We start from the raw sequence: 13,550 nt of genomic DNA on the forward strand, positions 1-13,550 counted from the left end.
CGATGATGCGAGCGGGGTGATTCGTGCGATGTCGCAAAGGGTCGGCAGCCGGGCCGGCTGTCGTCACGCTCCCCTCTCTACGGATCCCCGTCCGTCGTGACCCTCAGTTGTCCGGATGCCCGCGGCGCTTCTCGATCCTCGTCTCCTGCACGAGTTCGACGCTGCCGTCCTCATGCTGCGTCTCGAGGCGTACGGTAAACCCCCACAGCCGCGCCATGTGCTTCATGACTTCGTCGATGGTGCCGCCAAGGGGGCGCCGCCGGTATTCCTGATGGCGCAACGTCAACGAGCGGTCGCCCCTGAGATCCACGTTCCAGACCTGGATGTTCGGCTCGCGGCTGCCGAGGTTGTACTGGTCGGACAGGATCTCGCGCACGCGACGATAACCGCGCTCGTCGTGTATCGCCGACACCTTGAGCTTGGACTCGTGCTCGTCGTCGAGAATCGCAAACAGCCGGAGATCACGGATCACCTTCGGTGACAGGTACTGGGCAACGAAGCTCTCGTCCTTGAAGTTCTTCATCGCGAATTCGAGGGTTTCGCGCCAGTCGCTGCCGGCGATGTCCGGAAACCAGGTTCGATCCTCCTCCGTCGGCGATTCACAGATGCGGCGGATGTCCTGCCACATCATGAAACCCAGCGCATAGGGGTTGATGCCGTTGTACCAGCGTTCGTTATAGGCGGGCTGATACACCACGTTGGTGTGCGACTGGAGGAATTCGAGCATGAAGCTGTCGGCCAGCAACCCCTCGTCGTAGAGCCGGTTGAGGAGCGTGTAGTGCCAGAAGCACGCCCAGCCTTCGTTCATCACCTGCGTCTGGCGTTGAGGAAAGAAGTACTGCGCGATCTTGCGCACGATGCGCACGATCTCGCGCTGCCATGGTTCGAGGAGCGGGGCATGCTTTTCGACGAAATACAGCAGGTTCTCCTCGGATTCGGGCGGGAAGCGGGGCCGCAGCGCCCGGCCGGGTTTGGCGTCATGAACCGGCAACGTCCGCCACAATTCGTTCACCTGGCTTTGCAGATATTCGGTGCGTTCGCTCTGGCGCAGTTTCTCCTTCGCCAGCGAGAGCTTCGGCGGGCGTTTGTAGCGGTCCACTCCCAGGTTCATCAGCGCATGGCACGAATCGAGCAGCAGCTCGACTTCTTCCTCGCCGTGGCGCTCCTCGCATTCGGCGATGTAATGCCGCGCGAAGATCAGGTAGTCGACGATCGCGTCGGCGTTGGTCCAGGTGCGGAAGAGGTAATTGCCCTTGAAAAAGCTGTTGTGGCCATAAGCAGCGTGGGCGATCACCAGCGCCTGCATCGTCAGCGTGTTCTCCTCCATCAGGTACGCGATGCAAGGGTTGGAGTTGATGACGATCTCGTACGCGAGACCCATCTGGCCGCGCCGATAGCCCTTTTCCGTGGTCAGGAAGTGCTTGCCGAAAGACCAGTGGTGATAGTTCACCGGCATGCCCACGGATGCATAGGCGTCCATCATCTGCTCGGCGGTGATCAGCTCGATCTGCGGCGGGTACACATCGAGGCCGAATTCGCCGGCGACCCGTGCGATTTCAGTGTGGTAGGTATCGATCGCCTCGAACGTCCATTCGGATGTCGCGGGCAGCTGCTTGAGCTTTTTCACGGCGGCACGTTTCATACGAGCGTCTTCTTGAACAGTTCGCGGAATACCGGATAGATGTCGGCCGGCGCTTCGATTCTCTGCATGGCGAAGTTCTTGTGAGCCCCCATCAGCTTCTCGTATTCGCGCCAGAGGTTCTGCGGCTCGCCGGGAGTGATCTCGATGTACGAGAAGTACTGGCAGTAGGGCAGGATCTGGGCGTCGAGCAAGTCGCGGCAGATCGGCGAATCGTTGTCCCAGTTGTCCCCGTCGGAAGCCTGGGCACCGTAGATGTTCCAGCTGCCGCGCATGTACCGCGAAGCGATGACTTCGTGCATCAGCTTGAGCGCGCTCGACACGACCGTGCCCCCCGACTCGCGCGAGTGAAAGAACTCGTCCTCGTCGACTTCCTTGGCGATCGTATGGTGACGGATGAACACCACCTCGATGTGTTCGTAGGTGCGATTGAGGAACAGGTAGAGCAGCATGAAGAAGCGCTTGGCAGTGGCCTTCTTCTCTTCGTCCATCGAGCCGGAGACATCCATCACGCAGAACATCACCGCCTGCGTGGTCGGCTTCGGCACCTTGATGCGGTTGTTGTAGCGCAGGTCGAAGCTGTCGATGAACGGGATCGCCTCGATCTTGGCGCGCACCCGGGCGATTTCCTCCCGCAGCGCGATCGCTTCCGGGCTGTCCTCGCCGTGGTCCTCGATGACAGCGTCGAGTTCCTTCTGCAGTTCCCGCAGCCGTGTCGTAAACGGGGAACCGAGTGCGAGCCTGCGTCCCAGCGCCCCGCGCATCGAGCGGATGATGTTGATGTTCGCCGGCGAGCCGTCGGCGGTGAAACCGGCCCGCTGCGTCTTGTAGTCGGTGATCTTGGCCAGTTGCGTGCGGATCAGGTTCGGCAACGCGAGGTCGTCGAAGAAAATGTCGAGGAACTCCTCGCGCGACAGGTGGAAAACGAAGTCGTCCTCCCCTTCGCCCTCGTTGCTGGCCTTGCCCTGGCCGCGACCTCCGCCGCCTGCTGGCGGGCGGTTGATCAGGTCGCCGCTCGAGAACTGGTCGTTGCCTGAAAAAACCTGCTCCCACACTCCGCCGCGGCCGTGCTGGAACTGCGGTTCACTCAGATCCTTCGACGGGATCGATATCTGTTCGCCATTGTCCAGATCGCGAATCGAGCGATCCTGGATCGCATCGCTGACCGCGCGGCGAATCTGCTGCTTGAAGCGGCGCATGAAGCGCTGGCGATTGACCGCGCTTTTCTTCTTGCTGTCAAACCGACGATCGATGATGCGGGTCATGGGTTCCTCCCGTGTTGGACTCCGCCCGGCGCCGCGCGCCGGGCGGGACGTCGCTTACGACGACTTACGGACCCGCAGATACCATTCGCACAGCAGGCGAACCTGCTTCTCGGTGTAGCCCTTTTCGATCATCCGGTTGACGAAGTCCTGGTGCTTCTTCTGTTCGTCGCCGCTTGCCTTCGCGTTGAAGCTGATCACCGGCAGCAGTTCCTCGGTATTCGAGAACATCTTCTTCTCGATGACCGCGCGCAGTTTCTCGTAGCTGGTCCAGCTCGGATTCTTGCCATCGTTCTTGGCCCGTGCACGCAGCACGAAGTTCACCACCTCGTTGCGGAAATCCTTCGGATTGCTGATGCCAGCCGGCTTCTCGATCTTTTCGAGCTCGTCGTTGAGCGCCGAACGGTCGAGGATCTCGCCGGTATTGGGATCGCGGAATTCCTGGTCCTGGATCCAGAAGTCGGCGTAGGTCACGTAGCGGTCGAAGATATTCTGGCCGTACTCCGAATAGCTCTCGAGGTAAGCGGTCTGGATCTCCTTGCCGATGAACTCGGCGTAGCGCGGGGCGAGGAACTCCTTGATGAAGCCCATGTAGCGGGCCTCGACCTCGGGCGGGTACTGCTCCTGTTCGATCTGCTGTTCAAGCACATACATCAGGTGCACCGGGTTGGCTGCGACTTCACGGTGGTCGAAGTTGAACACCTTCGACAGCGCCTTGAATGCGAACCGCGTGGACAGACCCGTCATTCCCTCGTCGACGCCGGCGTAGTCGCGGTATTCCTGGTAACTCTTCGCCTTCGGATCGGTGTCCTTGAGGTTCTCGCCATCGTACACCCTCATCTTCGAATAGATGCTCGAGTTCTCGGGCTCCTTGAGCCGCGACAGCGTCGCGAACTGCGCCATCATCCGCAGCGTGTCGGGCGCGCACGGCGCAGCTGCGAGCGAACTCTCGGTAAGCAGTTTCTCGTAGATGTGTATTTCGTCCGACACTCGCAGGCAGTACGGCACTTTCACCGTGTAGATGCGGTCGAGGAACGCTTCATTGTTGCGGTTGTTCTTGAACGCGACCCACTCCGACTCGTTCGAGTGCGCCATCACGATGCCGTCGAACGGGATCGCACCGAAACCTTCGGTGCCCTTGTAGTTGCCTTCCTGTGTCGCGGTCAGCAGCGGATGCAGCACCTTGATCGGCGCCTTGAACATCTCGACGAATTCGAGCAGGCCGCGGTTGGCGAGGCACAGGCCACCGGAATAGCTGTACGCGTCGGGGTCGTCCTGCGAATATTCCTCGAGCTTGCGAATGTCGATTTTGCCGACCAGTGAAGAAATGTCCTGATTGTTCTCGTCGCCCGGTTCGGTCTTCGCGACCGCGATCTGTTTCAGGACCGACGGGCGCAGCTTGACGACGCGGAAACGGGTGATGTCGCCGCCGAATTCATGCAGGCGCTTCACGGCCCACGGACTCATGATCGTGTTGACGTAGCGGCTCGGGATACCGAAGTCGTCTTCCAGCAGGCGGCCATCCTCCTTCACGTCGAACAAGCCGAGCGGCGATTCGTGCACCGGCGATCCCTTGATCGCGTAGAACGGCACTTTTTCGATCAGTGACTTCAGTTTTTCGGCCAGCGAGGACTTGCCGCCGCCGACCGGGCCGAGCAGGTAAAGGATCTGTTTCTTCTCTTCCAGACCCTGCGCTGCGTGGCGAAAGTAGGAAACGATGTGCTCGATGACCTCTTCCATGCCGTAAAAGTCACGGAAGGCCGGATACAGCTTGAGCATCTTGTTGGAAAAGATGCGTGACAGTCGCGGGTCCACGCGCGTATCCACCAGTTCGGGTTCCCCGATGGCCATCAGCATTCTTTCCGCGGAGGTGGCATACGCCGAGCGGTCCGACTTGCACAGCTCGAGATACTCCTGAATCGACATCTCTTCTTCGCGGGCTGCCTCGAATCGCGCCTGGTAGGCATTGAAGATGGTCATCTGGATATCTCCCTTCATGATCGAATCAGTTGAAACACAGAGCAATCAGGATGCTCTTGGACGTTCGGCGAACGGTCCGGCGCCTTCAGCCCGGCGCCTCTCCGACCCCTGCAGTCACCCGTGAGAGGCACATCGGGTGCAGCAAGTTCCATGCAATGTGCACCCTGCGGGGAAAGATTATTCGTGCCATTTTGCGACCGAAAGGCGGCTGGAAGGAAGGTCCGGAGGCTGTGTTAGAATTAAACTTTTACTTCTAACATGCCCGTCGAACTCCCCTTGATCCGCATCGCGCCGCTTGCTGGTCGGGAGTCGATTTTCGGGGCAAACTTTGACTTGTCAGGGATCACTTAATGCAGACCACCCAGGAAACGCAGGGCGCGCTCGAGCGCCGCATCGACATGTCCGTGCCCATGGCGGAGATCGACAAGGAAGTCGATTCTCGGTTGAAGCGGATGGCCCGCACCGTGAAGATGCCGGGTTTCCGGCCAGGCAAGGTTCCGATGAAGATCGTCGCGCAAACCTACGGCTCGCAAGCTCGTTCCGAAGCGATCGGCGCAGCGGTGGAAAAAGCGTTCGGCGACAAGGTGCGGGAACAGAATTTGCGCGTCGCAGGCTACCCGCGGATCGAGCCACGCGAAGCGGCAGTCGAAGGAGCGCTGGAATTCAGCGCGGTGTTCGAAGTCTATCCCCAGGTGCCGCTGGGCGACCTGTCGGGACAGAAGGTGGAGCGGCCGGTGCTAACGGTGGGCGACGCCGAAGTCGACAAGACGATCGAAGTGCTGCGCAAGCAGCGCACAACGTTCGAGGCGGTGGATCGGCCCGCTCAGGACGGCGATCGCGTGGTGATCGACTTCGCGGGACGCAAGGACGGGGAACTGTTCGAAGGCGGAAAGGCGCAGGATTTCCCGTTCGTGATCGGCGCCGGTTCGATGCTCAAGGATTTCGAGAGCGCGGTGGGGGGGCTCAAGGTCGGCGAAACGAAGACCTTTGAAATGACGTTCCCCGAGGACTATCACGCAGCTGATCTTGCCGGACAGAAAGTGGAGTTCGAGATCACGGTCAAAGGGGTCGAGGCCCCGATCCTGCCCGCCGTGGATGCGGATCTCGCTCGCGCGCTCGGAGTGGCCGACGGTGACGTGACGAAGCTGCGTGACGAAGTCCGGGCGAACCTGGAGCGCGAAGTGAAACGTCGCATCCAGGGCAAGGTCAAGGAACAGGTGATGGAGGCGCTGCTGGTGGCGAATCCGATCGAGGTGCCGAAAGCGCTGGTCGAGGCGGAGTCGAGGCAACTCGCCGAGAACGCGAAGCGCGATCTCGAGATGCGCGGCATGAACACCAAGGACATCCCGGTGGAGCCCACGTGGTTTGCCGATCAGGCTGTTCGTCGCGTCAAGCTCGGTCTCATCATGGCAGAGCTGGTGAACGCGAAGGAACTGTACGCAAAACCGGAGCAGGTCCGCGCGATGATCGACGAAATGGCGCAAAGTTACGAGGATCCAGCGGAACTGGTGCGCTGGTACTACGCTCAACCGGAACGTTTGGGTCAAGCCGAAGCGGTCGTGATCGAGGACAACGTTGTTGCATGGGTGCTGTCCCAGACTCAAACTGAAGACAAGACGGTGACTTTCGACGAATTGATGGGTAACGCGGCCTGATGCCGCAAGGGGCAAAGCGATGAACAGTGCAGCGCCACATGGAAGCAGCAACTGGGATCCGGTCGGCCTCGGACTGGTCCCGATGGTGGTCGAACAAAGCGGTCGGGGCGAGCGCGCCTACGACATCTACTCGCGTCTGCTGAAGGAACGGGTGATCTTTCTGGTCGGGCCGGTCAACGACGTGACCGCGAACCTGATCGTGGCGCAGCTGCTGTTCCTCGAATCCGAGAACCCGGACAAGGATGTTTACTTCTACATCAATTCGCCGGGCGGTTCAGTGTCGTCGGGGATGGCGATCTACGACACGATGCAGTTCATCAAGCCGAGCGTGAGCACCTTGTGCATCGGCCAGGCGGCGAGCATGGGTTCGTTCCTGCTCGCGGCCGGCGAAAAAGGAAAGCGCTTCTGCCTGCCCAATTCGCGCGTGATGATCCATCAGCCGCTCGGCGGGTTCCAGGGGCAGGCTTCCGATATCGAAATCCACGCCCGCGAGATTCTCGGCATCCGCGCGAAACTGAACGAGATGCTGGCCAAGCACACCGGCCAGCCGATCGAGCAGATCGAGAAGGACACCGACCGGGACCGGTTCATGTCGGCTGCCGATGCCGTGGAGTACGGCATTGTCGACAAGGTGCTGACCAATCGCGCCGACAGTTGATATAAGAGAGGAAGACCATGACGGATAAAAAGGCGGGTGGCGAAAAGCTGCTGTACTGCTCGTTTTGCGGGAAGAGCCAGCATGAGGTTCGCAAACTCATTGCGGGGCCGTCGGTCTTTATCTGCGACGAGTGCATCGAACTGTGCAACGACATCATCCGCGACGAGATTGCCGAAACCGTCGACGCGGAAGGGACTCGCACGACGTTGCCTACCCCGCAGGAAATCTGCGAAATCCTTAATCAGTATGTGATCGGGCAGACCCAGGCCAAGCGCAACCTGTCGGTCGCTGTCTACAACCATTACAAGCGTCTGCGCCACCTCTCCGGCCGCAAGGAAGAGGTCGAGCTGTCGAAGAGCAACATCCTGCTGATCGGTCCGACCGGTTCGGGCAAGACGCTGCTCGCGCAGACTCTGGCGCGCCTGCTCAATGTGCCTTTCGTCATGGCCGATGCGACGACGCTCACCGAAGCCGGATACGTCGGCGAGGACGTCGAGAACATCATCCAGAAGTTGCTGCAGAAATGCGACTACGACGTCGACAAGGCGCAGCACGGCATCGTCTACATCGACGAAATCGACAAGATTTCGCGCAAGTCGGACAATCCGTCGATTACGCGCGATGTCTCCGGCGAAGGCGTGCAACAGGCGTTGCTGAAGCTGATCGAAGGCACGGTCGCGTCGATTCCGCCTCAGGGCGGGCGCAAGCATCCCAATCAGGATTTCATCCAGATCGACACGACGAACATCCTGTTCATTTGCGGTGGCGCATTCGACGGCCTTGAAAAAGTGATCCGCAACCGTACCGAAAAAATCGGTATCGGTTTCGGCGCCGAGATCAAGAGCCGCGAGGGAAAGAACGTCTCGGAGTCGTTCCGTCAGGTCGAACCCGAGGATCTCATCAAATTCGGTCTGATCCCGGAATTCGTCGGTCGGTTGCCGGTTGTCGCCACGTTGCAGGAACTTGACGAAGAAGCGCTGATCCAGATTCTGGTCGAGCCGAAAAACGCACTCGTCAAGCAGTACCAGAAGCTTTTTTCGATGGAAGGCGTCGACCTCGAGATTCGTCCCGCGGCGCTTCATGCGGTCGCTCGCAAGGCGATCCGGCGCAAGACCGGGGCACGTGGCTTGCGTTCGATTCTCGAGTCGGCTTTGCTCGATATCATGTATGACCTGCCCACGCTGGAAGGGGTGGAAAAGGTGGTGGTGGATGAAGGCACCATCGAAGAGGGCGCTCAGCCCCTTCTGATGTATGCCGAGCAGCCGAAGGTTTCGGGCTCGAACTAGCCCGGGCGAATCGGTCGCGCGCCGCTTGATTTTTTCCGGTCGGGCCCCCATGTGGGCTCGACACGTCCCATCGAGGTAACAACAATCATGTCAGGCCCGCTCGACCTCCCCAACGAACAAATGGAACTGCCGCTTCTGCCGTTGCGCGACGTGGTGGTGTTTCCCCATATGGTGATCCCGCTCTTCGTCGGGCGTCCGAAGTCGATCAAGGCTCTCGAGAACGCGATGGAAGCGGGCAAGGGCATCCTGCTGGTGGCGCAGAAGTCGGCTGCCAAGGACGAGCCGTCGGCCGAAGATTTGTACGAAATCGGCTGCATCGCGAACATCCTGCAGATGCTCAAGCTTCCGGATGGCACGATCAAGGTGCTCGTGGAAGGCGTGCAGCGCGGCCGTGTGGACTCGGTCGAAGACCAGCGCAGTGTCTTCGTCGCGAAAGTCACGCCGGTTCCGGTTCCCGAAACCGACACCAACGAACTCGAGGCGATGCGCAGGGCGATCGTCGCGCAGTTCGACCAGTACGTGAAACTCAACAAGAAGATCCCGCCCGAGATCCTCGCGTCGCTCGCCGGCATCGAGGATCCGGGCCGGCTTGCGGACACGATCGCTGCGCATCTGCCGCTCAAGCTCGAGCAGAAGCAGGAAGTGCTGGAAATGTTCGGCGCTGGCGAACGGCTCGAGCGCTTGCTGACGCAGCTCGAAACCGAACTGGATATCCTGCAGGTCGAAAAGCGCATCCGCGGCCGTGTCAAGCGCCAGATGGAAAAGAGCCAGCGCGAGTACTATCTCAACGAGCAGGTCAAGGCGATCCAGAAGGAACTCGGCGAAGGCGAGGAAGGTGCCGATCTCGAGGAGATGGACCGCAAGATCAAGTCCGCTGGCATGCCGAAGGACGCCCTCGCGAAAGCGCAGGCGGAATTCAAGAAGCTGCGACTGATGTCGCCGATGTCCGCCGAAGCGACGGTGGTGCGCAACTATATCGAGACGCTGATCGGGTTGCCGTGGAAGAAGAGGTCGCGCGTCAGTCGTGACCTGACGGAAGCCGAAAAGGTCCTCGACAAGGACCACTACGGTTTGGAGCGGGTCAAGGAACGCATCCTCGAGTACCTCGCAGTCCAGCAGCGCGTCGACAAGGTGAAAGCGCCGATCCTGTGCCTCGTCGGGGCGCCGGGTGTCGGCAAGACGTCGCTCGGACAGTCGATCGCCAAGGCGACGAACCGCAAGTTCGTGCGCATGGCGCTGGGTGGGGTCAGGGACGAGGCCGAAATCCGCGGGCATCGCCGCACTTACATCGGTTCGATGCCAGGCAAGATCCTGCAGAACATGCAGAAGGTCGGCGTCAAGAACCCGCTGTTCCTGCTCGACGAAGTCGACAAGCTGGGTCAGGATTTCCGCGGGGACCCGAGTTCCGCCTTGCTCGAAGTGCTCGATCCCGAGCAGAACCACACGTTCCAGGATCATTACATCGAGGTGGATTTCGACCTCTCCGACGTGATGTTCGTGGCGACGGCGAATACTTTGAACATTCCCCCCGCGCTGCTCGACCGGATGGAAGTGATCCGGCTGTCCGGCTATACGGAAGACGAAAAGGTCAACATCGCGCAGCGTTACCTGCTGCCGAAGCAGATGAAGAATAACGGCCTCAAGCGCGACGAGCTGTCCGTGACGGAAGAGGCGTTGCGCGACGTATGCAGGTATTACACGCGCGAGGCAGGTGTGCGCGGCATGGAACGCGAAATCTCGAAAATATGCCGCAAAGTCGTCAAATCGCTGGTGTTGCGCAAGCGCGCGAGCAAAATCATCGTCAATGCGCGCAATCTCGACAAGTATCTCGGCGTGCGTCGCTACTCCTTCGGCATGGCGGAAAAGGAAAACCAGGTCGGGCAGGTGACGGGACTGGCATGGACGGAAGTGGGTGGCGAATTGCTGACTGTCGAGGCGGTGGCGTTGCCCGGCAAGGGCAAGATCATGACCACCGGCAAGCTCGGCGAAGTGATGCAGGAGTCGATACAGGCGGCGTTGTCGGTAGTGCGCAAACGTGCTCGCTCGCTCGGCGTTCATGAGGACTTCTACCAGAAGAGCGACATTCACATCCATTTGCCGGAAGGCGCAATTCCGAAAGACGGACCTTCGGCGGGCACGGCGATTTGCACGGCGCTGGTGTCGGTGTTGACCGGCATTCCGGTGCGCTGCGACGTCGCGATGACCGGCGAGATCACGCTGCGGGGTGAAGTTCTGCCGATCGGGGGCTTGAAGGAAAAGCTGCTTGCGGCGGTTCGCGGTGGTATCCGGATTGCGCTGATCCCTGAGGAAAACGTCAAGGATCTGGCCGAGATTCCGGAGAACATCAAGAATACGCTAGAGCTGATCCCGGTACGGTGGATCGACCAGGTGCTCGAACACGCACTCGAGCGACAGCCACAGCCGCTGACCGAAGCCGAACTCGCGCAGGAGACGACGGCGGCGGTAGCGGAGCCGGCCGAAGGCGCCGCTGGGAAGAGCAGCGCAAGAGCGCACTGAACGCCCTCCGTTTCACGCCCCCGACGCGGCGCAGCTTGATTTTCACGCTGCGCCGCGGTCGTGACCGGAGCGGCTGCGTCGGAACGAGTCAGCGCGAAATTGCACTGGCAAAGCCGCGAAGGATGGTTTAAAGTCCTCGGCTTCCTCGAGTCTCCGGCTACGGGTGCTTAGCTCAGTTGGTAGAGCGCCGCCCTTACAAGGCGGATGTCGGCGGTTCGAGCCCGTCAGCACCTACCAGATACGAACAATAACCAGTGTCACGCAGTACCATAACCCGCACGGCTCAAGGCTTTGCGGGTTTTTTGTTATGTCAGGCAGTGCCACCAGGAAGCACGCCATACCGTCACAGTTGGGGGGTACACATGACGGTATTGCCATACCCTTGACGGTATATCGCCTGAAGCGGCGCCCAAGGGGAGGCCCGATGCCATCGAAACACCCTGCTGTGAGGCAGGTTGATTCATCTTCCGTTCAGGCAACAAAACCTAGACTCGGTCACACGTTTCCAACTACCGGGTCTTGTCATGAATCGTCGCCTCGTAACTTTCATCCTGCTTGTTCCGGCGCTGCTTGTCACGCCTCCGTTGGCATTTGCCGACGTCGAACCGGCGCGTTCCGAACGTCTCGCGGATCGTGTCGCCGCGCCCGAGCCCTTACAGCAGCGCATGGAGGTGATCCGCGCGACGCTCGTCAAGTCCATGAATGCTCACCCCGACCTGCGCCTGACGCGAGCTGAGGGCGAAGCGCTTGCGCTGGAGGTGGGCAGGGAACTTGACTCGATTCTGGCGGACAAGGCGATTTCCCGCGCGGCGGGCAGGCAGGCGAGCTTCCTGCTCGGTGACATGCGTGACGGGCTCGATCTCATGCGCACGGCAAACCACGATGACGCGCGGCGCGTCGGGCTGATGAAGGTGGTTCAGGACCTGAGACTCTACGGGTGGCTGTTCGAACATCCGGGATGGCAGGGCGTGCCGGAAACCCGCTGAATGCCGAAACGCCTTTCGGACCTCCTCGACATCCTCCGGCGTTACTTCTTCATCCTGACGACCCCGATGTCCTACATTCCGGTACGCCAGGGGGCGTAGACGCAGGGCATGATCCTGCCCAGCCCGCAGCGTCGGCGCCTGCCCCGGTCCCTGCACACACCTGAGTTTTTATCATGAAACGAATCAAGTTCGGACTCATCTTCATCCTCGTCTCGCTCAGCCTGCTGTGGTGGCAGGCCGATCCGCTGTTGCTACAGGGCGACCGATTCTTCGCCATTCGCAAGCTGGTGGTTAACTACACCGGCGTGCTTGCCATGGGTGTGATGAGCTTCGCCATGGTGCTGGCTTTGCGACCGGTGATCCTGGAGCCGCTGCTGGGCGGGCTGGACAAGGGTTATCGACTGCACAAGTGGCTCGGCATTTCCGGGCTGGTGCTGGGCATCACGCATTGGCTCTGGGGCAAGGGGCCGAAATGGGCGGTGGGCTGGGGGTGGCTCGAGCGTCCGCAGCGCGGTCCGCGCCCGGAGCAGACCGTGGAAATCTTCCGCTTCTTTCAGGAGCAGCGCGGTCTGGCCGAGACCATCGGCGAGTGGGCGTTCTACGCGTTTGTCGTCGCAGCTGCGATCGCGCTGACGAAGCGCTTTCCCTACCGTCGCTTCTTCCAGATACACCGCGTCCTGGCAGTTGTGTACCTGGCGCTCGTGGCGCACAGCGTGATCCTGCTGCCGTTCTCGTACTGGGGCACTGCCGTCGGCGTGGTGATGGGGGTGTTGATGGCGGCCGGCAGCTACGCGGCAGTCAAATCCCTGCGCGGCCAGATCGGCCGCAGTCATCGAGCCGCAGCCGAGATCGAGACGCTCGTGCGCCATCCGGGCAATCAGGTGCTCGAAGTCGGGCTCAGGCTGAAGAGCCCCTGGCGTGGCCACGACGCCGGTCAGTTCGCCTTCGTCACCTTCGACCGGCGCGAGGGGCCGCATCCCTTCACGATTTCGTCGGCGTGGAAAGGGGACGGGCGGCTTGTGTTCATGATCAAGGCGCTGGGCGACTACACGAAGACCCTGCCGGAGACACTCAGCGTCGGGAGCCCGGTTGAAGTGGAAGGCCCGTACGGCCGCTTCGACTTCAGCGGCGACCAGGCGCACCAGATCTGGGTCGCGGGCGGTATCGGCATCACGCCCTTCATCGCCCGTCTGCAGGGGCTGGCGGGGGAACCGTCCCATCCGCCGGTCGATCTTTTCTACAGCACCAGTGCGCCGGACGAAAATTTCATCGCGAGCATCCGGGAACTCGCCGAGCGTGCAAGGGTACGGCTGCATGTCCTGGCTGCCGACCGGGACGGCCGCCTAGATGCGGACGGAATCTGCCGCCATGTGCCGGACTGGCAAGCCGCTGGGTTGTGGTTCTGCGGACCGGCCGGGTTCGGGCAGGCATTGCGTCGGGGGTTCAGCGCGAAAGGGCTCGCCGGGGAGAGGTTTCACCAGGAGTTGTTCGAGATGCGGTGAGAGAACCTGCAGGTGCTGGCTCCCGGCGCGGCGGAAAGAGTGCTTTGGTGCGTTGCAGCAAAATG

At 60.9% G+C, this 13,550-nt stretch carries 9 protein-coding genes and 1 tRNA gene; 7 read left to right on the plus strand and 3 right to left on the minus strand.

The window, feature by feature from the left end:
* Positions 1–103: 103 nt before the first annotated feature.
* The 3 genes from EBN1_RS14055 to EBN1_RS14065 are packed head-to-tail and all read right to left on the minus strand — an operon-like array spanning position 104 to position 4,881.
* A complete protein-coding gene (locus EBN1_RS14055; RefSeq protein WP_011238629.1) occupies positions 104–1,642 on the minus strand; it encodes a SpoVR family protein in 1,539 nt (512 codons plus the stop codon).
* Positions 1,639–2,904, minus strand: coding sequence for a YeaH/YhbH family protein (locus EBN1_RS14060; RefSeq protein ID WP_011238630.1), 1,266 nt, complete (start codon positions 2,902–2,904; stop codon positions 1,639–1,641). Before EBN1_RS14060 ends, EBN1_RS14055 begins: the two co-directional genes overlap by 4 nt.
* 54 nt (positions 2,905–2,958) lie before the next feature.
* Positions 2,959–4,881 (minus strand): PrkA family serine protein kinase, encoded by a 1,923-nt coding sequence (locus tag EBN1_RS14065; RefSeq protein ID WP_011238631.1) that lies wholly within the window; start codon positions 4,879–4,881, stop codon positions 2,959–2,961.
* 350 nt (positions 4,882–5,231) lie between these two features.
* Here EBN1_RS14065 and tig point away from each other — a divergent pair, with 350 nt between their 5' ends.
* From tig to EBN1_RS14100, 7 genes are all read left to right on the plus strand, one after another.
* A complete protein-coding gene (tig, locus tag EBN1_RS14070; RefSeq protein ID WP_011238633.1) occupies positions 5,232–6,536 on the plus strand; it encodes a trigger factor in 1,305 nt (434 codons plus the stop codon).
* 19 nt (positions 6,537–6,555) lie between these two features.
* Entirely contained in the window at positions 6,556–7,194 is a 639-nt protein-coding gene (clpP, locus tag EBN1_RS14075; RefSeq protein ID WP_011238634.1) for an ATP-dependent Clp endopeptidase proteolytic subunit ClpP, read from the plus strand.
* Positions 7,195–7,211: 17 nt separating this feature from the next.
* Entirely contained in the window at positions 7,212–8,480 is a 1,269-nt protein-coding gene (clpX, locus tag EBN1_RS14080) for an ATP-dependent Clp protease ATP-binding subunit ClpX (protein ID WP_011238635.1), read from the plus strand.
* Between the two features lie 87 nt (positions 8,481–8,567).
* Complete coding sequence (lon, locus tag EBN1_RS14085) at positions 8,568–10,997, plus strand: endopeptidase La (RefSeq protein ID WP_011238636.1); 2,430 nt, start codon at positions 8,568–8,570, stop codon at positions 10,995–10,997.
* Positions 10,998–11,158: 161 nt separating this feature from the next.
* A tRNA-Val gene (locus EBN1_RS14090) sits at positions 11,159–11,234 on the plus strand.
* A gap of 287 nt (positions 11,235–11,521) precedes the next feature.
* Positions 11,522–11,983 (plus strand): hypothetical protein, encoded by a 462-nt coding sequence (locus EBN1_RS14095; RefSeq protein ID WP_049780286.1) that lies wholly within the window; start codon positions 11,522–11,524, stop codon positions 11,981–11,983.
* Positions 11,984–12,156: 173 nt separating this feature from the next.
* Positions 12,157–13,485, plus strand: a complete 1,329-nt coding sequence (locus tag EBN1_RS14100; protein ID WP_011238638.1) for a ferredoxin reductase family protein — start codon at positions 12,157–12,159, stop codon at positions 13,483–13,485.
* Positions 13,486–13,550 lie beyond the last annotated feature (65 nt).

The sequence above is a fragment of the Aromatoleum aromaticum EbN1 genome (genome assembly GCF_000025965.1).
In the GTDB taxonomy this organism is placed as follows: domain Bacteria; phylum Pseudomonadota; class Gammaproteobacteria; order Burkholderiales; family Rhodocyclaceae; genus Aromatoleum; species Aromatoleum aromaticum.

Bases quoted from the DNA above. Each gene is read 5' to 3' on its own strand.
- EBN1_RS14055 (WP_011238629.1), bottom strand. From the start codon at position 1,642: ATGAAACGTGCCGCCGTGAAAAAGCTCAAGCAGCTGCCCGCGACATCC.
- EBN1_RS14060 (WP_011238630.1), bottom strand. From the start codon at position 2,904: ATGACCCGCATCATCGATCGTCGGTTTGACAGCAAGAAGAAAAGCGCG.
- EBN1_RS14065 (WP_011238631.1), bottom strand. From the start codon at position 4,881: ATGACCATCTTCAATGCCTACCAGGCGCGATTCGAGGCAGCCCGCGAA.
- tig (WP_011238633.1), top strand. From the start codon at position 5,232: ATGCAGACCACCCAGGAAACGCAGGGCGCGCTCGAGCGCCGCATCGAC.
- clpP (WP_011238634.1), top strand. From the start codon at position 6,556: ATGAACAGTGCAGCGCCACATGGAAGCAGCAACTGGGATCCGGTCGGC.
- clpX (WP_011238635.1), top strand. From the start codon at position 7,212: ATGACGGATAAAAAGGCGGGTGGCGAAAAGCTGCTGTACTGCTCGTTT.
- lon (WP_011238636.1), top strand. From the start codon at position 8,568: ATGTCAGGCCCGCTCGACCTCCCCAACGAACAAATGGAACTGCCGCTT.
- EBN1_RS14095 (WP_049780286.1), top strand. From the start codon at position 11,522: ATGAATCGTCGCCTCGTAACTTTCATCCTGCTTGTTCCGGCGCTGCTT.
- EBN1_RS14100 (WP_011238638.1), top strand. From the start codon at position 12,157: ATGAAACGAATCAAGTTCGGACTCATCTTCATCCTCGTCTCGCTCAGC.